At 61.7% G+C, this 22,363-nt stretch carries 22 protein-coding genes; 7 read left to right on the forward strand and 15 right to left on the reverse strand.

Annotated features, from left to right (window positions below):
- Nucleotides 1-2: 2 nt before the first annotated feature.
- The 5 genes from AX724_RS11840 to AX724_RS11860 form a co-directional block, all read right to left on the reverse strand.
- Complete coding sequence (locus AX724_RS11840) at nt 3-677, reverse strand: hypothetical protein (protein WP_066766572.1); 675 nt, start codon at nt 675-677, stop codon at nt 3-5.
- A gap of 3 nt (nt 678-680) precedes the next feature.
- A complete protein-coding gene (locus tag AX724_RS11845; RefSeq protein WP_066766574.1) occupies nt 681-2,756 on the reverse strand; it encodes a GumC family protein in 2,076 nt (691 codons plus the stop codon).
- A gap of 113 nt (nt 2,757-2,869) precedes the next feature.
- On the reverse strand, nt 2,870-4,171 hold the full coding sequence (locus tag AX724_RS11850; RefSeq protein ID WP_197421558.1) for an outer membrane beta-barrel protein: 1,302 nt from the start codon (nt 4,169-4,171) through the stop codon (nt 2,870-2,872).
- Between the two features lie 97 nt (nt 4,172-4,268).
- Nucleotides 4,269-4,733, reverse strand: coding sequence for a hypothetical protein (locus AX724_RS11855; protein WP_156448067.1), 465 nt, complete (start codon nt 4,731-4,733; stop codon nt 4,269-4,271).
- 27 nt (nt 4,734-4,760) lie between these two features.
- Nucleotides 4,761-5,459: a polysaccharide biosynthesis/export family protein gene (locus tag AX724_RS11860; RefSeq protein ID WP_231736667.1), complete on the reverse strand. Its 699-nt coding sequence runs from the start codon at nt 5,457-5,459 to the stop codon at nt 4,761-4,763.
- A gap of 149 nt (nt 5,460-5,608) precedes the next feature.
- Between AX724_RS11860 and AX724_RS11865 the strand changes: the two genes are divergently transcribed.
- From AX724_RS11865 to AX724_RS11880, 4 genes are all read left to right on the forward strand, one after another.
- Complete coding sequence (locus tag AX724_RS11865) at nt 5,609-6,082, forward strand: glycosyl transferase (protein ID WP_066766588.1); 474 nt, start codon at nt 5,609-5,611, stop codon at nt 6,080-6,082.
- Between the two features lie 125 nt (nt 6,083-6,207).
- Nucleotides 6,208-6,549, forward strand: coding sequence for a glycosyltransferase (locus tag AX724_RS11870; RefSeq protein ID WP_197421559.1), 342 nt, complete (start codon nt 6,208-6,210; stop codon nt 6,547-6,549).
- A gap of 62 nt (nt 6,550-6,611) precedes the next feature.
- Nucleotides 6,612-7,061, forward strand: coding sequence for a hypothetical protein (locus tag AX724_RS11875; RefSeq protein WP_066766594.1), 450 nt, complete (start codon nt 6,612-6,614; stop codon nt 7,059-7,061).
- Nucleotides 7,058-8,599, forward strand: a complete 1,542-nt coding sequence (locus tag AX724_RS11880; protein ID WP_066766599.1) for an SGNH/GDSL hydrolase family protein — start codon at nt 7,058-7,060, stop codon at nt 8,597-8,599. The genes AX724_RS11875 and AX724_RS11880 overlap by 4 nt, the downstream gene beginning before the upstream one ends.
- Nucleotides 8,600-8,642: 43 nt before the next feature.
- Here the strand turns inward: AX724_RS11880 and AX724_RS11885 are convergent, their stop codons facing one another.
- From AX724_RS11885 to AX724_RS11920, 8 genes are all read right to left on the reverse strand, one after another.
- Nucleotides 8,643-9,068: an acyltransferase gene (locus AX724_RS11885; protein ID WP_066766601.1), complete on the reverse strand. Its 426-nt coding sequence runs from the start codon at nt 9,066-9,068 to the stop codon at nt 8,643-8,645.
- Between the two features lie 27 nt (nt 9,069-9,095).
- Entirely contained in the window at nt 9,096-10,430 is a 1,335-nt protein-coding gene (locus AX724_RS11890) for an O-antigen ligase family protein (RefSeq protein ID WP_066766602.1), read from the reverse strand.
- 20 nt (nt 10,431-10,450) lie between these two features.
- Nucleotides 10,451-11,527 carry an acyltransferase family protein gene (locus tag AX724_RS11895; RefSeq protein ID WP_197421560.1) on the reverse strand — a complete coding sequence of 359 codons (1,077 nt, stop codon included), beginning with the start codon at nt 11,525-11,527 and terminating at the stop codon, nt 10,451-10,453.
- 13 nt (nt 11,528-11,540) lie between these two features.
- A complete protein-coding gene (locus AX724_RS11900; RefSeq protein WP_066766604.1) occupies nt 11,541-12,683 on the reverse strand; it encodes a glycosyltransferase in 1,143 nt (380 codons plus the stop codon).
- A 5-nt stretch (nt 12,684-12,688) separates the two neighbouring features.
- Nucleotides 12,689-13,807, reverse strand: a complete 1,119-nt coding sequence (locus AX724_RS11905) for a glycosyltransferase family 4 protein (RefSeq protein WP_066766607.1) — start codon at nt 13,805-13,807, stop codon at nt 12,689-12,691.
- Entirely contained in the window at nt 13,807-14,940 is a 1,134-nt protein-coding gene (locus AX724_RS11910; RefSeq protein WP_082733505.1) for a glycosyltransferase family 4 protein, read from the reverse strand. The genes AX724_RS11905 and AX724_RS11910 overlap by 1 nt, the downstream gene beginning before the upstream one ends.
- Complete coding sequence (locus tag AX724_RS11915; protein WP_066766613.1) at nt 14,937-16,355, reverse strand: oligosaccharide flippase family protein; 1,419 nt, start codon at nt 16,353-16,355, stop codon at nt 14,937-14,939. The genes AX724_RS11910 and AX724_RS11915 overlap by 4 nt, the downstream gene beginning before the upstream one ends.
- A gap of 123 nt (nt 16,356-16,478) precedes the next feature.
- Nucleotides 16,479-17,198 carry a polysaccharide deacetylase family protein gene (locus AX724_RS11920; protein ID WP_197421561.1) on the reverse strand — a complete coding sequence of 240 codons (720 nt, stop codon included), beginning with the start codon at nt 17,196-17,198 and terminating at the stop codon, nt 16,479-16,481.
- 249 nt (nt 17,199-17,447) lie between these two features.
- Between AX724_RS11920 and AX724_RS11925 the strand changes: the two genes are divergently transcribed.
- From AX724_RS11925 to AX724_RS11935, 3 genes are read left to right on the forward strand one after another with little or no spacing between them, the layout of a single operon-like run.
- Nucleotides 17,448-18,563: an endo-1,4-beta-xylanase gene (locus AX724_RS11925; protein WP_197421562.1), complete on the forward strand. Its 1,116-nt coding sequence runs from the start codon at nt 17,448-17,450 to the stop codon at nt 18,561-18,563.
- Nucleotides 18,560-19,630 carry a glycosyltransferase family 4 protein gene (locus AX724_RS11930; protein ID WP_066766621.1) on the forward strand — a complete coding sequence of 357 codons (1,071 nt, stop codon included), beginning with the start codon at nt 18,560-18,562 and terminating at the stop codon, nt 19,628-19,630. The genes AX724_RS11925 and AX724_RS11930 overlap by 4 nt, the downstream gene beginning before the upstream one ends.
- Before the next feature lie 51 nt (nt 19,631-19,681).
- Nucleotides 19,682-20,806, forward strand: coding sequence for an acyltransferase family protein (locus tag AX724_RS11935; RefSeq protein WP_066766623.1), 1,125 nt, complete (start codon nt 19,682-19,684; stop codon nt 20,804-20,806).
- A 74-nt stretch (nt 20,807-20,880) separates the two neighbouring features.
- Here AX724_RS11935 and AX724_RS11940 read toward each other — a convergent pair whose 3' ends face one another.
- Both AX724_RS11940 and AX724_RS11945 read right to left on the reverse strand, forming a co-directional pair.
- Nucleotides 20,881-21,789, reverse strand: a complete 909-nt coding sequence (locus tag AX724_RS11940; protein ID WP_066766625.1) for a transglutaminase-like cysteine peptidase — start codon at nt 21,787-21,789, stop codon at nt 20,881-20,883.
- 98 nt (nt 21,790-21,887) lie between these two features.
- On the reverse strand, nt 21,888-22,331 hold the full coding sequence (locus AX724_RS11945; protein ID WP_156448069.1) for a hypothetical protein: 444 nt from the start codon (nt 22,329-22,331) through the stop codon (nt 21,888-21,890).
- Between the last annotated feature and the right edge of the window lie 32 nt (nt 22,332-22,363).

The raw sequence follows: 22,363 nt of genomic DNA on the forward strand, positions 1-22,363 counted from the left end.
GATCAATGCCGCCATACATCGTCGCGCGTGACCATATATTTTTGGCGAGTGGCGAAATAATCGTTCAGCGCCATGGGCGCTTCCGCGATGATGCTGCGCATCAGCGAGTCATGCTGCAACGAAAGATTGCCCAGCCAAACGGCTTCCTCGATGACATGCCGGCGTGTCGCGGGGTTGAGCGACGCCCATTGATTGATGCCAAGGCGGACCCGCCAGACACCCGAACGTCGGGAAAAGCGCAAAATGCGGTAGCTTCGCTCCAGTGACGCGTGCGTGACCGGAGCCGCCGCGCCATATTGCACAAAGTCGATAAAGGCGGCCACGATCAGCGCATCGCCCCAACGCGAACGGCCAGCCGTGGCGTCGGACAGGCTGGCGCGCGCCTGCCGGATCCTTTCCGACCTGGCCAGGCCCTGGCGCAACGCGAAGGCGTCCCGCGCCAGCATTTCGGCCCGCATCAAGGACGCGCGGGGAGGCAGTCCCGTACGGTCCGCCAGCGCGCCAATATCGGGGGCGCGCCCATCGCCAGCGGAAAGCTGCAGATCCTCGTCCGCCTCCATGCGTTTGACCTGCCATTCGCCATAAGCGGCCCGGGCAGCAAAGAGGAACATGGCGCAAAGCGCGACGACGGCCAGTACCGGGATCAGGCTCCATCGGCGACCGGCGGCCCGACGCATCGGTCAGTTTGAGTAATATTGGTTGTATTTGCGCGAATAATAGAGCGCGCCATACACCTCGGACCCCGGGGCGGCCATGGTGTAGATCGCGCCGGCGAGCGGCGTCTGGTCCAGCGCCATCAGGGACAGCGCGTGGCGGACCGCGCCTGCAGAGGTCGAGTTCCAACGCACCGCCAGCACGGCCGCATCAGCCCGCGCCGCGATGGTGCGGGCATCGGTCACGCCCAGGAAGGGCGGAGTGTCGAGAATGATGCGATCATAATTTTCGCGCGCCTGCTGCAGCAGCTTGGCAAAGCTTTCGCCACTGAACACGTCTTCCGGGCTGAACAGCGAGCTGGTGACGACCAGCAAGTCCAGATTGCTGTCCGGATCCTTTACGATCGCCTGGTCGAGCCGCGCTTCGCCATGCAGAACCTCAACCAGGCCCGCCTTGGCGGTCACTCCCGCCGTGTGCTGCATCGTCGCCCGGCGCAAATCCGTATCGATGAGCAGCGTCCGTTCGCCCGACAGGGCCAGGACCCGCGCCAGGGAAAGGGACGACACGGTCTTGCCTTCGTCCGGCAGGGTGGAAATCACTGCCACGACCTGCGGCGCCTTGTCCGTCGTCTGGGACAGGGATCTGCGAATGGTGCGGAAGGATTCCGCATAGGCGCTCATGGGATGTAGGATCACATAGCTGGCCGGGGAAATATTCCCGTCAGCGGTCTTGAGCGCCTTTGCGTCCAGGCGAGGGACGCTGGCCATGAGATAGAGGCCAAGCTTGCTCATGTCGGCGATCGACGTCATGCCGCTAGACAGGAGTTCAACGCCGGTAATCGTTCCCACGCCCGCCGCGACGGCGAACATCAATGCGACCGCCAGGAACAACGCCTTCTTCGGCTGGGCGGGCTTGATCGGAGGACTGGCCTTCTCGATGATCTGAGCCTGCGAAATCGAGCTGTTCTGGGCCTGCGATGCAAGCTGGGCCTGTTCAGCGATGCGATTATAATTGGCTTCGGCCATTTCGGCCTGACGCTTGTAGGTGTCCGCCTGGGCCGAGGACCGGGTCGCGGCGGTCTGCTCCCCGCGCAGCCGCCCGAGGTTGGCGGACAGGCTGCCCGCGCGCGCCGCAGCGGCGCTGGCCTCGCTGCGCAGGCCTCCGATTACGCGGCGCGCTTCTTCCTGAATCTGACGGTCCAGGGACGCGAGCTGCTCAGTCACTTTCTGGGTTTCAGGATGTTTGGGGCCGTAGCGCGTCAGAACCTCACCCTGCTCCGCGACGATCTGCGCGCGTTGGGTACGCAGATTGCGAATGACTTCCGAGTTGAGGACGGCTGACACATTGTCCATGCCCCCGCTGCGGATCTGCGCCTCCGCAGCGGCGACCTTGGCCGAAGCGGCGGCGGCTTCCGACTGCGCCGTTGCGAGCTGGGCGGATAGCGGCGCGATCTGCTGATCGATCAGCGACGAGCCGCCACGTTCCGAATCGACCACGCCGGCAGCGGCGCGATATTGAGCGAGACGCTCGTCCGCCGAAGCAGCTTCCGCCGCCAAGTCCTTCATCTTCTTGTCGAGGAACTGCGACTGCCGTTCTGCAGTGCCAGTGCGGCGACCAAGGCTAGCCTCGATATATTCGGCGGCGAAGGCATTGGCGATCGTCGCTGCCTTTTCCGGGTTTACCGACTTGGCCGACAGTTGGACGACATAGGTCGCCTTTTCGCGATCCGCCGATGTCGCGCGCAACAAGGCGTCGGCAAGAGCATCTTCCTCCGACAAGCCGCCTTCTTCGTCGCGGCGCAAATCCTTGGTAAATTCGGGGTCATGGGACAGGTTGAGCTTGCGCGCGACAATGCGTGCAATGTCGCGCGAGCGCATCACGCTGACTTCGGTATCGACGATCGCCTGATCGGGGTAGCTGTTGCTTTCGCCCAGCTTGCCGATGGCGGCGCTCTGAGACGGGTCAATCTTCAGCCGCGTCACCGCGACATATTTCGGCGTCATCATGAAAATGAGACTGGCGCCGATCAGGAACAATCCTCCGCTCACGATCGCCAGCAAGAGCCAGCGACGGCGAAGGATGGTGAAAACGCTGCGCATCATCCCCGTGAGAGTTTCATTTTCGCGGAGATGATCTTCCTGAAAAGATTCAGGGGTAGCGCTTGTCAGCATATTTGCATGTGCCTCAAAAACTTAAGCAACAATTGGGGGTCGCGTTACGGATGGATCGACACCCCGAAAGTCATCCGGAACTCGTCCAGTCTGGGTCCGTTCAGAGCATTGTCGCTCGTGCGGCGTCCATAAGCGAGGTTGCCATTGAACCAGATCAGGCGGTTCGCCTGATATTGGCCACCGCCGGACATGCGCAGGATGGTCGCGCTGCCATCGATACCCTTGTAATCATCATGCTCATAATCGACGCCGGCATTGACGATCAGGTTCCTGAGCAGTTCGTGATCGATGCGCATCGCAACGCCGTTATTGAAATAACCGCTGCTTCCGCCCAGGATCGAATCCTCGACCTGGCGACGACCGGTCAGGGTGACGGTCGTCAGGTCCGTGGGGAAATATTCCAGCTTCGCGTCGAGGGAGAAACCCTTCACATCCGGCAAGCCGGGTGCGAGGTAGCGACGTTTGACATAGCCCACGCCAACGCTTCCGCGCAGAAGGGCCGTGACGTCCATCGTCAGGCCAGAGAGGAAGCGCCATTCATGGGAGTCGCGGTTGATGGCGCCCACCTGCTGGATGTTCCTGTAATCCGTGTCGGTATAGCCCGCCCGGACGAACACGCCGGCATCGGGCGTAATGCCATATTCTACCTGGCCGATGGCGCGCGTGATTTTCCGGTCGCGATCAGCCTGATCGTAGAAGGTGCCGTTCAGCAGTTGTACGGTCTGATAATCGTAAATCGAATGATCGACCGTCGCGACGGTGCGGAAGCGGGCGAACTTCATGTCGCCCAGGATCTTGAAGATCGACGCCTGCACCGGGATCGAGCTGCGCGCATCGGGCACGGATGCGCCGGTAAGCTGGCTTTCGTAGATATGGCTGGTCCGAGCGCCGCCGGTGATGGAGCCACGGCCGATGTCAAGCCGGCCGGTGCCGCCCACCGTCCAACCATCCTCGTCGCGGGGGCTTTCGTCGAAATAACGAACGAAGGTGCCGCCGGCATCCAGATTGAGAGCATGGCGGCTCCAGTCGGAGGTCAGGACCAGCCGGGGCGCGACGGTCAGCAGCCCGTCCCCCTTCTCGTCATTTTCCGTCTGGTAAACATTGTCGTCATAACCCAACGACACATCGAGAAACGGATTAAGCACTACGCCGCCGAGACGGAAGCCGATCGGAGCCCATGCCGGCCGGGGGCGATCGACGACACTTTCGTTCCGACCGCGGTCATATGTGATGGGGATGGTCGTATCGAAGATACGTGTACTTACAACCTGCGCCTCAGCGCTAGCGGCTTGCATCAGGATGACGGCGAACAGGCTGCTCCCGACCTTGGACAGGACGCGTGTCATAAGATGATCCCCAATCATGTTTTGCTCTTTTACCCGGCAACACCCTGATGATGCCGGCATTCTTCTTGCGCACAGCAGAACGCGCCTCGGAACAACCTTAAGGCGTCGAATAATCCGTCGCGCCGCCACCGCCGCCACCGCCGCCAGGCCCAGCGCCAAGCGACGCGCCGCTTCCCGGCAGCGCGCCTGTACCGCAACTGCGAACACGCAGCAAGTTTTGGATCGCCAAGCGCTGAACCGGGGTTAATTTTTCATTCAGCAATTGGGTCAATGCCGCGACGACGACAGCGTCGCCGGCCCCCGACTGATCGATCGCAAATGCGGCGACACCCTGAATATCGTCCACGGTTGCGGTCTTTGGCTGCGCCTGAATGCGGGCCAGGATGTTGCTTGCCAGCGCGCTTGCCTGCGCGGGGTCGGCGACGGTTCCATCGGGGCGGCATCCGCGCTCCTTGGTTCCGGTGACAGCCGGTTTGGACGGCTGTGCAATAGCGGCGGTGCCGACACTGAGAAGTGCGGCTGCAATCACGTAGCGCATCGCGCCCCTTCCTTCGCTCAACATGTCCCGCCCCTTGGCTACACAGTTTTTCTAAAAATATCGTTCACCGATGCGCACGGTGTCGCCCGGCATCACTTCGAGGTCGGGAGTCAATTTGACCGCCTTCTCCTCTTTTTCTCCCGCACGCTTCAGGAAAACCTTCCCTTTGTTCGCACGATAAGTGAATCCCTCTGCACGAGCGATCGCATTCATCACGGTGAGATTACTGGAATATGGATATTCCCCCGGCTTCGCCACTTCACCAAGTATATAGAAGGGACGATAGGTCAGAACGTCCAGACTGACCCTGGGTTCCTTGAGATAGCCATCAGCAAGGCGTGCCTGGATATCTTCGGTGACGACCTTTTGCGAACGGCCCTTCGCGACGACCTCGCCGATCAGCGGGAGGGAAAGGGATCCATTGTCCCCTACGATGAATTCGCCCGACAGACTGGGCTCGTTGTAAACGATTATACGCACCTTGTCGGCAACGCCGAGCAGATAGTTGCCCGAGGAAGGATCGCTGGACGGCGAGGCCGCAGCCTGATCTTGCGCTGCAGCAATTCCATATGACGACCCCGAAAGGACCATCAGGAGAACAGCAATCAGCGAAAAAAACTTGCGTAGAGCCAGTCTTTTGGATTCCATTTGAGGGGTTACCCATTTCCAATTTGTTGCAAAGCACATATACCACCTGGGGCTTGCCCGCAAGATCAGCCTAAAAGGCGGAACCTTGCCGGAAAGAATCACCGGATTGCTGTTCAGCTTTTCGAGCCGTCCTTAAAGAAGCCATTCTGCGAACATACCATCAAAGAGGTTGTGATTTTTGCAGATGCGAAATAGCTGTGTCATCCTATTGGCGTGAACGACATCATCCCGCAAAGGATATCGGACCCATCATGAACGGCAACGATACGGCTGTGAGAAAAAAGCGCATCCTTGCGGTGGCTTCCGGCGGCGGCCATTGGGAACAGTTGATGTTGATGCGACCGGCATTCGACGGAAATCAGGCGTTTTTCGCGACCACGCTCAAAGGCGCGGGCGATCTGGCAGCGTTGCCGCACGTGCACATCGTTCCGGATTGCAACCGCAACAAACCGGTGAAAGCGGCCATTTCGGCGTTGCGGATCGCCCTTTTGATCCTTCGTTTGCGGCCGGACGTCATCATATCGACCGGCGCGCTGCCCGGAGTCATAGCGCTGGCGATCGGCCGCAAGACGGGGGCCCGAACGATCTGGGTCGACAGCATCGCCAATGCGGAGGAGTTTTCCATGGCCGGTAAAAAGGCGCAGCGTCATGCCGACCTCTGGGTCAGCCAATGGCCCAATGTGGCACAGGAGGAAGGCGCAGAATTTCTGGGGTCGGTACTATGATCTTCGCGACGGTGGGTACGCAGCTCCCTTTTCCACGCTTTCTGGAGGCTGTCGACCGAGTCGCGGGCAGGCGGGGGCTGAAGGTCATCGCCCAGACATGCGATCCAGGTTGTAGCTACGCCCATATGGAAACACATGCCACCCTTGCCCCGTCCCAGTTCGACCGTCTGGTGCGGTCGGCCGACATCATCGTCGGTCACGCCGGCATTGGTACGATCCTGAGCGCGGCGCGAGCAGAAAAGCCCGCCGTGCTGTTCGCAAGACGTGCCGATCTGGGCGAACATCGCAACGATCATCAAATGGCCACGTTGTCGTCGTTTCGCGACCGTCCGGGCATCTACGCCGCCACGACGGAAGACGAGCTGGACCATTATATGACCGCGTCCAACCTCAAGCCTTTCACCACGCATGACGTGACGGCCCGGCAACCACTGATCGACGGCCTGCGCGCTTTCATCAATCGCTGAAGGGCTGTCCTACAGCATTGCGCCATGCATATTACGGACACTCCCATATGAAGGAGTGCCGTATGACAAGATGGATAGGCTTTGCCCTTCTGGCCTGTTGCGTGGTCGGAAGCAGCGCCGGAGCGCAGTCGGTGCGACTGCCCGGCAACTTCGCGCCGGGGGCGAGCATCGGCTATGGCGCCGCCGACGACAACTGGACCGCTGTGACGGAGGCGACACCTTTGCCGACTGCCCCGAAACAGGAATCCCACGTGCTCGTATCGGCCAATGCGTCCACAGGGCCGGCAACGCTCTATGGCGGCACCTATGTGGTTACACAGGGATGCGCCGGCTATGGCACCGTCACCCTCCGCTATCGCGGCCCCGATGGCGCGACGATGCTCCCACTGCTAAGCCGGACCGCTTCCGACAGTAGCGGCGGAACCGTGGTCGCGCTGGGTTCGAACGCGATGGTCGACGCGACGCTCGTCGGAACCACCGGATGCAACGTCCAGATCGCGAGGTTGCCATGATCCGTTTGCTCTCTTCCCTCACGGTTGCCTTCTGCCTGCTGTCCGTCGGTCCTGCCTTCGCGCAGGTTTTGAGCAGCGCGCCGGTCGCTTACGGCGCGGGATCATCGGACGACCGGATCCCGGCGGCGGCGCGCATGCTGCCGCCGCTTCCGCTGCCCGCAGGTGCCAAGGTCATGGCGTTTTGCGACAGCCATTCCGCCTTCAACAATGTTGCGGCCAATTCGGGCGTGCTGGCTGCGCCGGTTACGGCGAAAGGTCTGATCGAGGCGGCATGGTCAATCGATCCACGGTTCAATTTCGACAGCTGGTATGACCCCACTGATCCATGGCGCCGGGCCGATAACGGTTCGATCAACGCGGTCAGCATCAACGGCGCCAACCAGGGCATACCGTCCGATCATCTGATGAAGGGATCGGTCAGCGACGGGGCAATGACGCGGCTGCGCTACGCCCTGTCGCGGGATCCGGCGGTCATCATCCTGAACTGCGGCACCAACAGCATCGCGACCGGCGATGTCGTGGGCAGCAACACGCCGGCAGACTCCGCCTATGTCATCGCCCAGTTGGACAGGATGTTGACGCGCATCCGCCAGCAGGGGGTGTGGACCGTCCTGTCCACCCTTTATCCGCGCGCGGACTGGCCCCAGGGCGACGCACGCCACCAGACCACCCGTGAGGTGAATGCGTGGATCCGGGCGCAGAGCATGAGGGAAGGCGTGGCCGGGATCATCGACCCGGCCCCAGCATTGACCAGCGCCACTAACCCCGATGGCATCGACCAGACGCTGTACATGGATGCGGTTCACCTCAACGCCAAAGGCGTCAATCTGGTGGCCAAGGATTATCTGCTGCCGCTGCTGCGGACATTGATCGCCCCCGGCAACGTCTTTGACGAAAATGCAGCCAGCAACAATCTTTGGCCCTCCTCGACCTATGGCTTGACCGGAACGGCGGGCACCCGGACGGGCGCGGCGACCACGGGATCGGTGGCGACCGGCTATAATCTCTACATGAGCCGGTCAGGCGGCGGATCGACACAGGTGGGCAGCAAGGACAGCAGCAACGCCACCTTCAATCGACAGATCATCACGATCAGCCCAGGCGCGACCGGCGCATGGGACCAGAGCAGGCTGACATTCCCTGTCCTGGCGACGGGATTGCCGCAGGCGGGCCAGTGGGTCCGCGCCTACGTCCGCATAGAGGCGGCGGACGCAAGGTCGGCCGTGCCGGTATTAACGGTTTCGCTGCTCGACGGCGGCGGCGCGACGATCGTGCAGGCGCAAGCAGGCGTGATCGATAGCAACCAATATGGGTCGGCCCAATATGGCGCGAACCCGCCTTCGGGTCGTGGCGTCTTCTGGCTGGCGACCAAGCCGTTCCAGGTGCCGCAGGGTGCTATGGTGGCACAGGTAACAACCACGCTGGTCATGAACTTCTGGACCGGTGGCTATACGCCAGGATCGAGCTTCACGGTGGCGGTGGACCGACCCATCCTGCGCCTGTCAGCCGACCCGCGCCCGGCGTGGAATCTGCCCTGATCGATTTCAGGCGTCCCGGACGTGCAGGTCCGGGGCGCGTGGATCATTGTTCGAACCGGCCATAGGGACCGACGCGGATATCGGACCGGACCACTTTGGCGGGATTACCGGCGACGATACTGCGCGGCGGAACATCATGTACGACGACCGCGCCAGCGGCAACGATCGACCCTTCGCCGACAGTGACGCCGGGCATGATGAGCGACCGCGCCCCGATGAAGCAATGTCTTTCGATCCGGGTGTCGCGATAGAGGCGACGGGTGGTATCGTGCGTCAGGATCATCACACCGAGCGCGACATAGCTTTCCTCCGCCACGTGCACGCCCTTTGGATAGGTCTTGTCGAAATGGGTGCTAAGCGAAAATTCGGCGGTGGGATGGATATCCATGCCCCACACCCGGTTGAACCACAGGCGTTTCGCGCCAACCACCACCGTGCGCAGCTTTTTCAGCTTATTAAGGCTTGCCATGGACGATTCGACACCTTGTCTAGGAGATCATGAAGTACGCAGCACCCCGACCTGATAAGGCTGGCGCGGGCGCGGCACGCGCGTGGCTCCGGAGGCCAGCACAAGCACGACGCACATGTCCGCCCAGAGCGGGAAATAGAGGATCGACGGGAACGGATCGGTATATTGCACTTCCGTCATCGAGCGCACCAGCAGCAGGATGACAAGGCCCATAATTGCCGGACCCAGCGGATGCCGGGTGGTCAATATGAGGCGCAACGTGTGATAGATATTGCGAACCACGATGGCGATCATGATGCCCAGACCGGCAAGGCCCAATTGAAGCCACAGGTCGAGCCAGCTGTTGTGCGAATGGCCGACGGCATAGCCAAGCTGGCGCCAGATCGAGTTGCGGGCAGGGTTGTCGGCGGTCCAGAAGGCATAGCCAAATCCCCGGATGGGATGCGCCTCAAGTGTGCGGATGGCAATTTCCCACACATCCGTTCGGCCGGTAAGAGTGGCGTCCCGGCCTGCCATGCCAAACAGCAGGTCAGACACGGCATATGCAAGTAGGCCCAGCATGGCGAGAGACAGGATGGCCAGCAGGATGAGCAGGATCCGTGTTTCCATCTTCGCGCGCTGAATCATCGTCATGAAGGCGATCACGGCGATCGCCTGCGCCAGGCTGGCTGCTGCCGTGCCGGATTGCGACATGATGACGATAAACACGCAGCCCAATGCGGTCACCGCCGCCAGCGGCAGGCTGACGCCATTCATCCGCCATGCGGCATAGGTCACGACTGCGCCGATGGCGAACATGATCCCGGTCAGGTTCTTCTGGATCATCGCGCCGCGCCAGGCAAGGTCATAGGCCCCCCCGATGCGACCGACGCCCATGCCCGGCTCGAGGATGCAGACCAAGATCGAGAGGATGACGCTGACCAGAAAGGCGACCGTCATCAGGCGCAAGATCTTCGCCGGCCCGTACAGTTGCGGAAAAATGATCGCGAAGATCGTGAACGGCATCAGCCGTGCGGCGCGCTGGATACTCATCACCGGGTCGAAGGCCCAGAGCGCGGACAGGAAGGCGACGGCAATCAGACCATAGGCCAGGAAGTCATGACGGAACCGGTTGCCGGTTTGCACTGTCTTCCACACGAAAAAGGCAGCGATCATCATGATAATGATGAGACTGACGGTGGTCACCGGGAACGGCAGCGCCGTATATCCCTCCGCACCGATCTTGGAAGGCAACGACACGTAGGATTCGAACGGAAAGAAACAGCCGTAAATGGGTGAGATCAATATGAGGATCGCGATGAAATCCATCACGATGTCGCTCGGCTTCCTCGGCCGCTCCACCGGCGCATCCGAATCCATCATGGTCGCTCCATTCACCGATTTCACGCTTCGCCGGCAGCGCGACGCGCAGACCCCCGCTGCATCAAGAAAGTGGCGGCCATCGTCAAGCGCTTCTCCACCAAGAGGTGATAAAGGCTGCCCGCGACCAGCGCCCCGGCGAACATCAGGAACACCGTCAGTTCAATGGGCAGCAACCGCCCCAGCGCCAGCCGGATAGCGTGCGCGGCCACCAGGACCGCCAACGGATGGATGAGATATAGCGAATAAGACGCCGCGCCCAGGAAAGACATGGGCCGGGGCACGGGCACGGCCCTGCGCCGTTCCAGTTCAACGGCGCCCAGCACGAACAGGACGGACGCTGTGCCGAAGACGAGCCGGCCACGCAGCGAAACATCCTGTATGTGGGGAGCGAACCACATGAAGCCGACGAACAGAACCGTGCCCGCGATCATCATGAACATCGGGGCCGGCAGACGCGGATATCGGCGCAGAAGCGCCGCCGCCGTCATCCCCATGACGAATTCGAGGTTGAAGGGACTGAACAGGAAACTGAGTGGGAAGACCGGTTCCATGCTGAGTTGGACAACGACGATTGCCGCCGCCCAAAGCCAGAACAACATGATCTTGTCCCGGCCCTTGAGCAGCACGATCAGGAACAAGGCGTAGAAGAATATCTCGAACGTCAAAGTCCAGGCGACGCCCAGAACGGGATGTTCGGGCGAAGGGATGAGAAAGATCGATTGGAGAATGTGGAGCGGATCATTTTCCAGCGGGTCGCGCGGATCCGGGAACAACGCATGTCCAATGATCAGCGGGAACAGCAGTCCCCAATAGGGCGGGAAGATGCGGAAGAAGCGCTTGGCCGCATAGCCGCCCAGCGTTTCGGGCCGTCCCATGTCGCGCCAGTGGACCCAGGTGATGATGAAGCCACTGAGGACGAAGAAGAAATCTACACCCACATTGAAGTTACGGAAATGCTGGGCAAATGGCTCCACGCCGTAGAAACGAGGCTCGGCCAGCATGCTGCCGATATGGTGAAATACCACCAGCATCGCCGCGACGCCGCGCGCCGCCTCGATCAACTGGAATTTTGGCTTGGTAGGAGGCGTGGATGCCAAGCGACCTGTTTCCTCAGCCCGATGTGATGCGGTTGAAAAGCGCCGCATAATCAGCGGCGCAGCGTTGAACCGAAAAATGACGCCCGCGCCGGATCAGCCTGTCTGCGTCGTCGGGATCGGCAATGCTGGCGAGGATGGCGTCCGCCAGAGCATCATCGTCCCCGACCGGAACCAGCCTGCCATAGGCACCGCCATCCAGAATTTCGGCGGGACCGTGGGGGCAATCGGTACTGACGACCGGCGTCCCAACCGCCAGTGCTTCGACAAGGACATTGCCGAACCCTTCAAAGCGGGAGGACATCACGAAAACGGACGCCTTCCGAACCGCGGGCAGCGGGTTGGCGAGGAAACCGGGCAGGGCCACACGGTCGGAAAGGCCATGTTCTTCGATCCACGCCTCCAACGCGGGCCGTTCTTCGCCTTCGCCCAGGATCATGAGTCGCGCATCGGACCGTTCCGCAAGACGGCCGAACGCACGCAGCAGAGACGGAAAGTCCTTTTGCGGCACCAGGCGACCCATGCCGACGATGACCGGGGGTGACCCGGGACGGAACCATGGATGATCCCAGTCCCGTTGCGATCGGGCGTCAAAATGCTCATCTATGACGCCATTGTGGATGACGTCGATGGACTCACGCCGTATCCCGGCGGTTTTCGCAAGATCATCGGCCACGCCTTCCGACACGGCGACGATGGCGTCCGCGTGCGGCAATATCCGACGGTAGAGAGCGGGAATGACGCGCCATTGGGCCGACCGGCGCTTGACCTGTTGGGACAGGGCGTTGTGCTGCGTCACCACGACTCGCGTCGGCGCACGCGCCAGCATCTTCGCGACCACCGCGATGATGTTCATATGTTCCATGTTGGAAATCAGCACATCAGGCGGGTTTCGACGCAGATGACGAACCAGCTTGGGCAGTGCGGCCAGCGTACGAGACGCCTCCAGCACATGCACGGATACATCGGACGGCACCGTGCCCATCAGCGCGCCCCCCTCCTGATCCAGCAGAAAACTGGGCTTTATGCCCAGACTGCGAAACGGCGCGACGAGGAGCGTATGAAGCCTTTCAGCACCGCCGCCGGACAGGTCCGGAAAATAGCTGGCGGCGGTCAACCGTCGGGCACCCCCATCCGAAAGCTTGAGACCAACAGACATGTTCGTCAATTCCTCTGATTAGCCCGTTCGGCGAGGAGGCTATCGAATATATCTTCCGTCTCTTTGGCGGCCTTCTTCCAACTAAACCGCTTACAATTCAACCTCCCTTTGGTGCGCAGATCGGCCCGCATGGCCGGTTGCTCCACCAGAGACCGCAGGACGCCCGCAAGCGACCTGGGATCCTCTGGATCGATAAAGGCGGCTCCCTCCCCCGCGACCTCGCGTAGCACAGGTATATCCGTGCAAACGACCGGCAGGCCAAGGGTCTGCGCCTCCAGAATCGGCAGGCAGAACCCTTCAACGGTTGAAGTGTTGATGTAGGCCGATGCGGTGGCATAGAGTTCGGCCAGGCTTTCTTCCGATTGGCTGCCTGCCTGGACCACATCGGCATGGGGATAGCGCGCCATCAATCCGGGCAGGAGGCCCACATCGTCGCGCCCTACCAACATGATCCGCGGACGCAATCCTTCCTGAGCGAGAAGCGTGAGCGCCCTGAACAGCAATTCGATATTCTTGTTGCGGGTGATGTTCGCGACCATCAGGCCGAACGCCCACTCCCTTTCTTCGTTTCGCAACAATTCTTCCGGCCCCCCGTCGATCGGTGACGCTTCGTGGACCACCGAGATTCGACCCGCCAGCGCAGGGTAACAGCGAAGAGCGGTCGTGCGGGTCGCTTCCGAAACGGCAATCAGCCGGCCGGACTTGCAAAACCCCCGGCTGGTCACATGCCGCCATTGCAGCACTTGCGCGCTGTCGAACAAATGGGGATGGCTTGCGCGGTAGAGGTCGTGGAGGACCGTGACGCTGTCCTGCATTCCTGCGAACATGGCGACCGGCTGGGTGTGGAAGATCAGCGACGCCCCCACTTCCCGCATCAGGCGGGGAAGGCAGAATGTGTTCGTCGCCAGCGCCAGCGTCTCGTTGATGGGCAAGGTGCGATGGACGATCGGCAGGCCCAACTTCACGATCGCCGCTGGTATGTGATCGATGGTCCAGTTGGTCGCCAGAACATAATCATGGCGGCCGTGGACGTGCAGCGCCTCCACAATCCGCCAGACATAGGTCGATATGCCGGTCAGCTTGTTGGGATAGGGTGAGGTGAAATTGATGAGAATCCGCGCCATCAGCTGCGCACCGTGCGCGAATGGGCGACGACCTGTTCCAGAAAGCGATCCAGTTTGCCGCAGACCGACAGTTCGGGCGCATCCCCATCGGCTGAACGAAGCGAGAAAAGCCGGCGCACGCGCTGCGCCCCTTCCCTGGCGAGCCGTTCGCGCAACGGCGCGTCATCAATCAGCGTGCGCAAGGCGTCTTCCACCGCTTTGCCTGTCACTTCCGGCAGATAGAGCGCGGCGTCGCCGCTGATCTGTCGCAACCCGCCTGTCCCCGAGGAGATGAGCGCCACACCCGCGGCATGGGCCTCCAGCGCGGTGCGGCCGAACGGTTCCACCCATTTCGACGCGACGATCGAAATGGCGCTGCGTTCGACGATCGCCTTCACCTGGGCATAAGGGATGTTGGTCTTGATTTCCGCCCTGTCCCCCAACGGGGCAAGCGCCGCATGAACGCGGGCCATGTAATCGGGATAAATGGTTTCGGACAGGATGAGCACGGCGCGCCAGCCGGGATGGTCGATCAGGCTGTCCCGGATCCCTTCCGCGCATTCGACGATGCCCTTGGTGTCATTGGCGCGCCCGGTCACGACGATGAGCGGTTCTTTCTCCCGATCCATGTCCCAGGAAGAGAAATCGAAGCCGTTCGTCACGACCGCGCGAGGTATGGCAACCTGAGGCCAGTCCTGATCGAAGCGGGCCAGGGTCGCGTCGCTGATAAGGGTGATGCCCGACAGGCGGTTGAGCGATGCCGCCGTCAGCTTGTTTCGCACGCCAGCGAAACGTCCCTTGACCGGCGCGTCCACGAAATTATGCGTCTGAAGCACCACAGGCGTACGGGGGTTGAACAGCGCGATGCGGCCTGCCGTCGGGATATGCTGCTGGGTAACGATGACGTCGACGCCCGCCCGCTTCACAAACCCGCGCAGAAATGTGGCGAGGCGCCAGGACGTCAACTTTCGCGCCGGCGGCAGCCGTTCAACCGCGACATCGAGGATCGGCGGCTGTTCGCTGGCCTCGGCGACGACGATGGTGTCGTTCCGGTAGCGACTGCCCGCCACCCATTCCGACACGCATAGCTCAACAGACGAGGCGGCCGATTTTTCGAACCGCATCCTGCGGGGGATTGCCTGGACCACCTTCATGCGGCGAACTCCGGTTCGGGCGCGACCTTGGGCTTTCGAACAAGAGCGACGTAGCCCTTGATCGTCCTTACCGATATCGGCATCGCCAGCGCGACGAAGGGAACAGCGATCGCCCACAGGCCCAGTTCACGCCAGAACAGGCCGATGGCGCAAGCCACCCACCACAAGGCGGCGACGCTGTAATTGGGCGACCCCACCGCGCGCGTCAGCACGATATGCATGACGAGATAGGTCGGGATGGCCGCGAGTTCCGCGTACCCATAGCCTATCGCGCCGACCTGGCGCACCGCGAACCATGTGGTTCCCGCAAATACCGCGACATGGATCAGATGATAGATGGCAAGGTCGCGATTGCGGTCGATGACCGACATCACCGCCGAATGGACGTTGAACGTCGCGATCGTGACATAGGACAGCGCGATATAGGGGAAATAGGTCATGACCGGCGCCCAGCGGGCCCCGAACACCAGCGGCACGACATAGCTGCCGGTCCAGCTGAAGCCCAGCAGCAGCGCCCCCACCACAAGGGTCTGGAGCGCCATTCCTTCCGTCACCGCCTGCCGCAACTTGTCCAGATTGTCCTGCACACGCCCCAGGATCGATACGGACAGCCGCCAGGCGATGGTCTTGGCGATGGAAAGCATCTCAAGAATCCCGACCGTCATGCCGATAAGGCCCACGCCATGCGCGCCGATTACAGGGGCGGCGATCAGCGGGTTGACCAGCATTCGCAGCTGCCACACCCAGTTGGCGAAGGAAAAGGTGGCGGCATAGCGGACCGTTTCCTTGACGGTGGCCCGGTCGAAGCCGAACCGCGGCAGCGTGCGCGCCATGTAGAGGGCGAGCGCACAGAACATCATCTTCTGGACAAGCAGCGCCACCCCCAGGGCAAACGCGCCATATCCCATCAGCGCCAGCGGCGCGGCGATCGCATAATAGGCAACGTCGCCGCCGATTTCGATAACGGCGACGTTGCGGTAGTTAAGATCGCGCTCCAGCCCGATCGTCGCGGGAATGGACAGGAGCTGGAACGGCAGCGCCACCGCCACCACCGCCATGACGGAATAATAGCCCGACACGCCGCTCCATCCGGCGACCAGGCCACGCGTCCCTTCCATCGCAATGAACAGGATGGCCGCCGTGAACATCAGCAGCGAATAGGATGTCCGTATCGCAATGTCCGGCACGGTGCCGGGGTAGCGCAGCAGATACACGCCCACCCCCGCCTGTCCCAACAACAGCGCATATTGATAGACATTGAAGGCTGTCACGTAGGAGCCATATTCGCTTGGCCCCAAGACGCGCGTGATCAGCATCACGCCGATGAGCTTGAGGCAAACCCCAAGAGCCTGTCGCCCGATAAGATAAACGCCGCCGCGCATCGCGCTGCGTCGCAAGGAGTTATCTGCCGCCATCACACCCTTCTATGGAGCCCTGCCCTGCCTGCCCCGATCCTGACACGTCCCCCGACATGCCCAGCATCGTTAAATGCATCATTGTGGTTAATGCGTAATGTTCCAAATCATAAAAAAGAAAATTTAATCCAAGGTGACGATCTTCGCCCTTCTTCGCGCCATTTCAGACAGGATCATCCTTAACAGTGCCGGCGTGTTGGATTGTCCGTCATGCAATAGAATGACCCCGCGGTCGGGCAGGCGACCCAGCAGGCGCTTGAAACTGACATCGGGTGGATCGTTGCGCCAATCCTCCGGGCTGGCATCCACACCGGCCAGGATCAGACCATTATCCCTGGCAATGGCGCGCCACGGCTGGGGCGGGATGAGCGGAACGCCCGGCCCACCCGGCAGTCGCATCAGCCGTCGCTCACCCTTGCTCCGCGCGCGCCCGTAAACCGCTCTTTCCACTGAATCCGCGCCGTCGACGATTTCATCGCGGACCTGGTCCAGCGACATCCCCGAGAAGTTGCGATGATTCTGCGAATGGCTTCCGATGCCATTGCCTTCCGCGACGATCCGCTTCGCCAGGTCGGGCGTCGCCGTCGCGCGACGACCGATGAGGAAGAAGGTCGCATGGACGCAATTTTGCCGCAGCAAGTCCAACAGCACGGGAGTGGACGTGCGATCGGGACCGTCGTCGATCGTCAGCACATATTCTCCCGCCTTCAGCGGCAAAGGAGGCAGACGCTGCGCGGAACCGAACGCATCCTGACGCGGCGGCACAGTGATGCGCCTGCCGGTAAGCGCAGACGCGCACGACTTGAAGGGCGCAGCTACCGACCGGGCGGACGGGGCGATCATGTTTCCGCCCCCAATGAACAAGGCAATCGCCACAAGGACAGGCGCTAGCAGCACGCACATCCGGCGGAGATGCGAAGCGCGAGAGCGGGAAGTTGCTGCCATTCCCGATCCATATCGCAACTGCGAAAAAATTCCTATAACATTCCGGAACGAGGCACTATAGTCGCGATGGGGGTTCAGGAACTGGTTGCGGTTCCGAAAACATCTGTCGCTGCTGCTGGTCACATGACAAAAGGGGTTCCTTGCTTGATGGCCGCTTCCAGACGCACGATCGTCGCTGGTCTATGCTGCGTCATGTCAGTGGGAGCAAGCAGCGGCATGCGTGCCGCGCGGCATTTCGCAACGCCCGAAGCCAAGGCGCAAGGCCTTCGCTGGCGCGCGCGAAGGCGCGGAATGAGCTTTGGCAGCATGATGCTGGCGACCCAGACGGCAGGCCCGCTTGCATCGGTGATCCAGCAGGAATGCGACATCGTCGTTCCCGGCATCGAAATGAAATGGGGCGAGACGGAAAAGCGCCGCGGCAAGCCGGATTATGCCCGCGCCGACCAGATCGTGGATTTCGCGCATCGGTCGGGCATCGAGGTGCGCGGCCATGCGGGTTTTTGGTATCGCAATATACCGGGCTGGTCTCGCCCGCTTCTGCAAGAACCCGGCGCAGACGCGCTGATCGTGGCGCGGGTCGGCGACATCGTGCGGCATTTCCGCGGCAAGGTCGCCGAATGGGATGTCGTGAATGAAGCGGTGCAGCCGGGGGACGGACTGCCCTGGGCTATGCGACGCGCGCCCTTCGGCAAGGCGATCGATCCCGGCTGGATCGCCGATTGCTTCCATGCGGCCAGGGATGCGGATCCGAAAACACTCCTCGCCTACAATGATTATGGGCTGGAAAATGCGGTCCCTGACGACGAAAGCCGCCGGCGCGCGACGCTCGGGCTGCTGGAAGAGTTGAAGCGGCGAAACGCGCCGGTGCAGGTCATGGGCCTTCAGACCCATATCGGCGTGGGCCAGCGGTTCGACGCCGACGTCTACCGGCGTTTCCTGGCAGACGTCGCGGCGATGGGGATGAAATTGCGCATCACCGAATTCGACATCAATGACCGTCGAGCACCCACTGATCCCGCCGCACGCGATCAGGCAGTGGCGGACCGGGCGCTTCAACTGCTGGAGGTCGCCTTTGCCGAACCGGCGATGCTGGGCATGATGACCTGGGGTCTGAGCGACGCTGACAGCCAGTTCCAGGGTCAGCCGGCGATGGCGCGTGAAGACGGACAGCCGCAACGCCCCCTCCCCTTCGACAGCCAACTGCGCCGCAAGCCTCTGTGGGAGGCAATTGCGCGCGCCTATGACGGTGCCCCAAAACGATGAGCAAGACGCGTCGCACGATCATGATCTGGAACGCCGCGCGCGGCGGCATGCGCAGCGTGGTGGAGGCTTATGAGCGAGACGGCTTTCTGGCGCAGGAGGGCGTTACCCTGATCGCCGCCTATGCCGATGGCGGTTTCCTGAAGCGCCAGGTCGTGCTGCTGAAAGGCCTGCTACGCTTCCTGCTCCTCGCGATCGGCGGCCATGTCGAGCTGGTCCATATTCATGCAGCCATGCGCGGCAGTTTTTGGCGCAAGGGGCTGTTCGCCTCCATCGCGCGCGCCTTCGGCATTCCCGTGCTGCTTCATCTCCACGGCTCGGAGATGAAGCTCTTCTATGGGTCGCTGCCCGATTGGGCGAAGAAGAAGGCCCGGCGACATCTGGAACGCGCGAGCCGGGTCCTCGTGCTGTCTGAAAGCTGGCGGGATTTCATCCTGACTATCGCGCCCCGCGCGCACATCATTGTCGTACCCAATTATGTGACGGTGCCGCCCCTTCCCGATGCTTCGGCGCGGGTGCCCGGCGAAGTGCTGTTCCTGGGCCTGGTGGGCGACCGCAAAGGCGTCTTTGACCTGATCCCAGCCTTTGCGCAGGTTGCCGGGGCTCATCCAGACGCGCGGCTGGTGATCGGCGGCAACGGCGAACTGGACCGCGCACGCCAGGCGATCCAGGCAGCAGGCGCGGATAGGTCCATCGATCTGGCTGGCTGGATAGAGGGAGCGGCCAAGGAAGCGCTGCTCGCCCGTGCGTCGGTCTACGTGCTGCCGTCGCATAATGAAGGCCTGCCGATGAGCGTGCTCGAAGCCATGGCGCGTGGCCTTCCGGTTGTCACCACCCGCGTCGGCGGCATACCCGAACTGATCACCGACGGCGTGGACGGGCTGCTGATCGACGCAGGCGATCAGGCAGCGCTCGCCCAGCGCATCGATGCGCTGCTTGCGGACGAAGCCTTGCGGACGCGCATCGCCGCGGCTGGACGATCCCGGATCGAAACCCACTACAGTGACAAGGCCATCCTTCCTCTGTTGCGTGACATCTATCGCGATGCCCGGAAAAAGACGGGGTCTTGAGGTGATCGGACCGCTTGCACTTTGGGCGTCGCTGGACGATCACCACGTATAATGATCAACAGCCCACGCCCTGCCCCTTCCCATCCCGCGCTTGGCAGGCATTCGCACTTCATCGCCCTGGACGGTTTGCGAGGGGTGGCGGCGGGCTGCGTGTTTCTATTCCATGGACTCGCCTCGCCCACGCTGGAATGGCCGATGTTCAACAACGGCCTGTTGATGGTCGATCTGTTCTTTCTGCTCAGCGGATTCGTCATCGCCCATGCCTATGAGCGCCCGTTGACGGAAGGGATGCGGTTCGGCGATTTTGCCGTTCGTCGTTTCGTGCGCCTGTACCCGATGATTTTCCTGGGCGCGGCGCTGGCCGGGGCGGTCGGGATATTCGACCTCTATTTCAGGCGGAACAGTCCTCTCGCCATGAGCGCGGGAGAATTGGCGACTGCTGTTGGGCTGTCCTTCTTTCTTCTGCCTTTCACCTTCGGCAATCCGACACGCGAAATCTTTCCGACGAACACGGTGCTATGGTCGCTGATGTTCGAAACCATCATCAATTTTGTCTATGCGGCATTTGCGCGCCACCTGACGACGCCGCGCCTTTACATCGTCGTGGCGCTTTCGCTTGCAGCGATCGCGATGGGCGGTTTTGGCGGCGGGGGGACCGATAATGCCTGGATGGGCATACCGCGCGTCTCGGCGGGCTTCTTCGGCGGCGTCATCCTTTACCGCTGGTGGCGCAACGGCGCGATCCGGGTGCCCGCCATGTCATTTTCGACCGCGTCGCTGCTGCTCATCCTCGTCTCACTGCTGCCCTGGCCGTTGCCGGCGGCGGCCTTTCCCCCAGTTTTCCTGCTGTTCTCGTTCATCATCCTTTCCACTGCCGGCCGGCAAGCGGGCGATGTCGAGCGACGCATCTGCGTCATGCTGGGCGGCTTATCCTATCCCCTTTATGTGCTGCATCGCCCGATCCTCTCAACCGTGCTTTCGCTGGCGCGCCGCGTGGTGGGTGACGGATGGCCGGCGGTGCATCTGACGGTGGCCGTCACGTTGCTGATCTGCGCAATCCTGAGCCATTATGTGGTCCGCTTCTATGAGGGGCCTACACGTCGCACTTTGGGCAAGCGTCTGCGCATTGGCCGTACCGACCCCCAGGACCCGGAAATCCTGCAAAGCAGCAGATAGAGAGACATCTTCGCCGCGCGGGAACCGGACACCGCCTGATAGGCGGGCCTGATACCCTTCACTCAGGCCGAAACTCAGCCATTTTGTTTGTCGATGGCGAACCAGCGCATGGGATTGTTGAAATCCTGTATGCCTATGAAGCTATATTCCGAGTCCGACCAGCGACGGATAGCGATCGTACGGTTGTCGAGGACCACATCCGCATGGTCCAGCCGAGCGACCAGAACGGTATGCAGCCCCGCCGCCTGCGAATAGACGATCGCAAAGGCGAGACGATCTTCCGGAAAACCGGCTTCGGCCAGTTCGATCCGCTTCTCGATGGCGAGATCTTCGCAATCGCCGACCGCTTGTGGGCCAACGCCGCTTCGCGTCCAATATTCGTCACGACCGTAGAGCGCGATGTCCGTATCCTGCCGTACCCGGCCGTTCACGGCGCGGTTGACCTTTTTCAGCATCGCCATCGCGTCGGCCGCAGCGACAGCCTGCGGAGCGCTGGGGCGAACTGGCCGCGCGACGGCGGCAACTTCGACCCTGGGCGCCCCAGCCTCGTCGGGCGCGGCCAGCGACGCAACCGCGGGAAGCGGCGCGAAGATGGGGAATCTTTCGATCAACGGCATCGAAGCGAAGGAAGGCTCCTTCGAAAATTGCGGCGCGAACTGCAAATCAGGCAAGGGCCGGAGCGCGTTCAGAAAGCGGGCGGCTTCGGCCTTCATCCCGCGGTCGTGCGCGGCGGCAGATGCGCCGCCACGGACCACGATGCCGCCCGTTTCTATTTGAGGGTCGCCCTGCGATTTGGTGTCGGCGCACAGCCGCGTGTCTGCGGTGCGATCGCACATCATCACGAAGCCGCGTGGCGGCTCGATCTGCGCGCCTGTCGCGAGAAAGGACTGTGCCGGGCTTTTGGCGTAGGCGTCAGCGTGCGTCAGCCCCAGCGCCCCGAGCGCGATTACTGCGCTCCAATGACCTAACTTCCTGATCCGCACCGATTCACTCCTGCTTCAGGAGTGGTATGGCGAGGAATCATGCAAAGCCGGTTGAGGCGCAAAGTTAAAGCGAGGTTAACCTTGCTATTATTAGCAACTCACCTTTCGCTCATCGGCGTAGCTACATAATATTTGCTGAAAGAAAGCGCATAGTAGATGCAACGCACCTTGTCGGTCGGCAATGTTTGCGATCGCGTAACGAGAACGCCTTTCTCGTCTTTTTGCTTCAGGGAAAACTGCCAGCCCTGAACATTGCAGGCAGTTGCAACAAGCGTTTCGAGTTCATCGATGTTGCGGGCGGCCTTGGCAGCGTAGGCAAGCCGGTTCTTTTCGTCCACCGTCATCTGCGGCGGCGGGAGGACGGGCCGCTCGTCGCGCAGGCCACGGGGGCCATAGGGCCGGTTGGGTGCGGCGGACTGTGCATGCGCCACGCCGCCGGCCAATGTCAGGATGGAAGCAGCAGCCAGCATCTTCCAAGCATTGTGCATGTGCAAACTCCTCCGCAGATCAAATGCCGCTACTACAGGATCGAAGCTGAACAAACGCCTATCGCAAAAGGGGCCGGATTTTCACC

Source organism: Sphingobium sp. CCH11-B1, from assembly GCF_001556865.1.
Lineage (GTDB): Bacteria > Pseudomonadota > Alphaproteobacteria > Sphingomonadales > Sphingomonadaceae > Sphingobium.

Excerpts from the sequence above, each read along its gene's own strand:
- AX724_RS11850 (WP_197421558.1), bottom strand. The coding sequence starts at position 4,171 with ATGACACGCGTCCTGTCCAAGGTCGGGAGCAGCCTGTTCGCCGTCATC.
- AX724_RS11880 (WP_066766599.1), top strand. The coding sequence starts at position 7,058 with ATGATCCGTTTGCTCTCTTCCCTCACGGTTGCCTTCTGCCTGCTGTCC.
- AX724_RS11840 (WP_066766572.1), bottom strand. The coding sequence starts at position 677 with ATGCGTCGGGCCGCCGGTCGCCGATGGAGCCTGATCCCGGTACTGGCC.
- AX724_RS11885 (WP_066766601.1), bottom strand. The coding sequence starts at position 9,068 with ATGGCAAGCCTTAATAAGCTGAAAAAGCTGCGCACGGTGGTGGTTGGC.
- AX724_RS11890 (WP_066766602.1), bottom strand. The coding sequence starts at position 10,430 with ATGATGGATTCGGATGCGCCGGTGGAGCGGCCGAGGAAGCCGAGCGAC.
- AX724_RS11845 (WP_066766574.1), bottom strand. The coding sequence starts at position 2,756 with ATGATGCGCAGCGTTTTCACCATCCTTCGCCGTCGCTGGCTCTTGCTG.
- AX724_RS11875 (WP_066766594.1), top strand. The coding sequence starts at position 6,612 with ATGACAAGATGGATAGGCTTTGCCCTTCTGGCCTGTTGCGTGGTCGGA.
- AX724_RS11930 (WP_066766621.1), top strand. The coding sequence starts at position 18,560 with ATGAGCAAGACGCGTCGCACGATCATGATCTGGAACGCCGCGCGCGGC.
- AX724_RS11865 (WP_066766588.1), top strand. The coding sequence starts at position 5,609 with ATGAACGGCAACGATACGGCTGTGAGAAAAAAGCGCATCCTTGCGGTG.
- AX724_RS11915 (WP_066766613.1), bottom strand. The coding sequence starts at position 16,355 with ATGGCGGCAGATAACTCCTTGCGACGCAGCGCGATGCGCGGCGGCGTT.
- AX724_RS11905 (WP_066766607.1), bottom strand. The coding sequence starts at position 13,807 with ATGGCGCGGATTCTCATCAATTTCACCTCACCCTATCCCAACAAGCTG.
- AX724_RS11925 (WP_197421562.1), top strand. The coding sequence starts at position 17,448 with ATGGCCGCTTCCAGACGCACGATCGTCGCTGGTCTATGCTGCGTCATG.
- AX724_RS11870 (WP_197421559.1), top strand. The coding sequence starts at position 6,208 with ATGGAAACACATGCCACCCTTGCCCCGTCCCAGTTCGACCGTCTGGTG.
- AX724_RS11900 (WP_066766604.1), bottom strand. The coding sequence starts at position 12,683 with ATGTCTGTTGGTCTCAAGCTTTCGGATGGGGGTGCCCGACGGTTGACC.
- AX724_RS11855 (WP_156448067.1), bottom strand. The coding sequence starts at position 4,733 with ATGTTGAGCGAAGGAAGGGGCGCGATGCGCTACGTGATTGCAGCCGCA.
- AX724_RS11920 (WP_197421561.1), bottom strand. The coding sequence starts at position 17,198 with ATGATCGCCCCGTCCGCCCGGTCGGTAGCTGCGCCCTTCAAGTCGTGC.
- AX724_RS11935 (WP_066766623.1), top strand. The coding sequence starts at position 19,682 with ATGATCAACAGCCCACGCCCTGCCCCTTCCCATCCCGCGCTTGGCAGG.
- AX724_RS11910 (WP_082733505.1), bottom strand. The coding sequence starts at position 14,940 with ATGAAGGTGGTCCAGGCAATCCCCCGCAGGATGCGGTTCGAAAAATCG.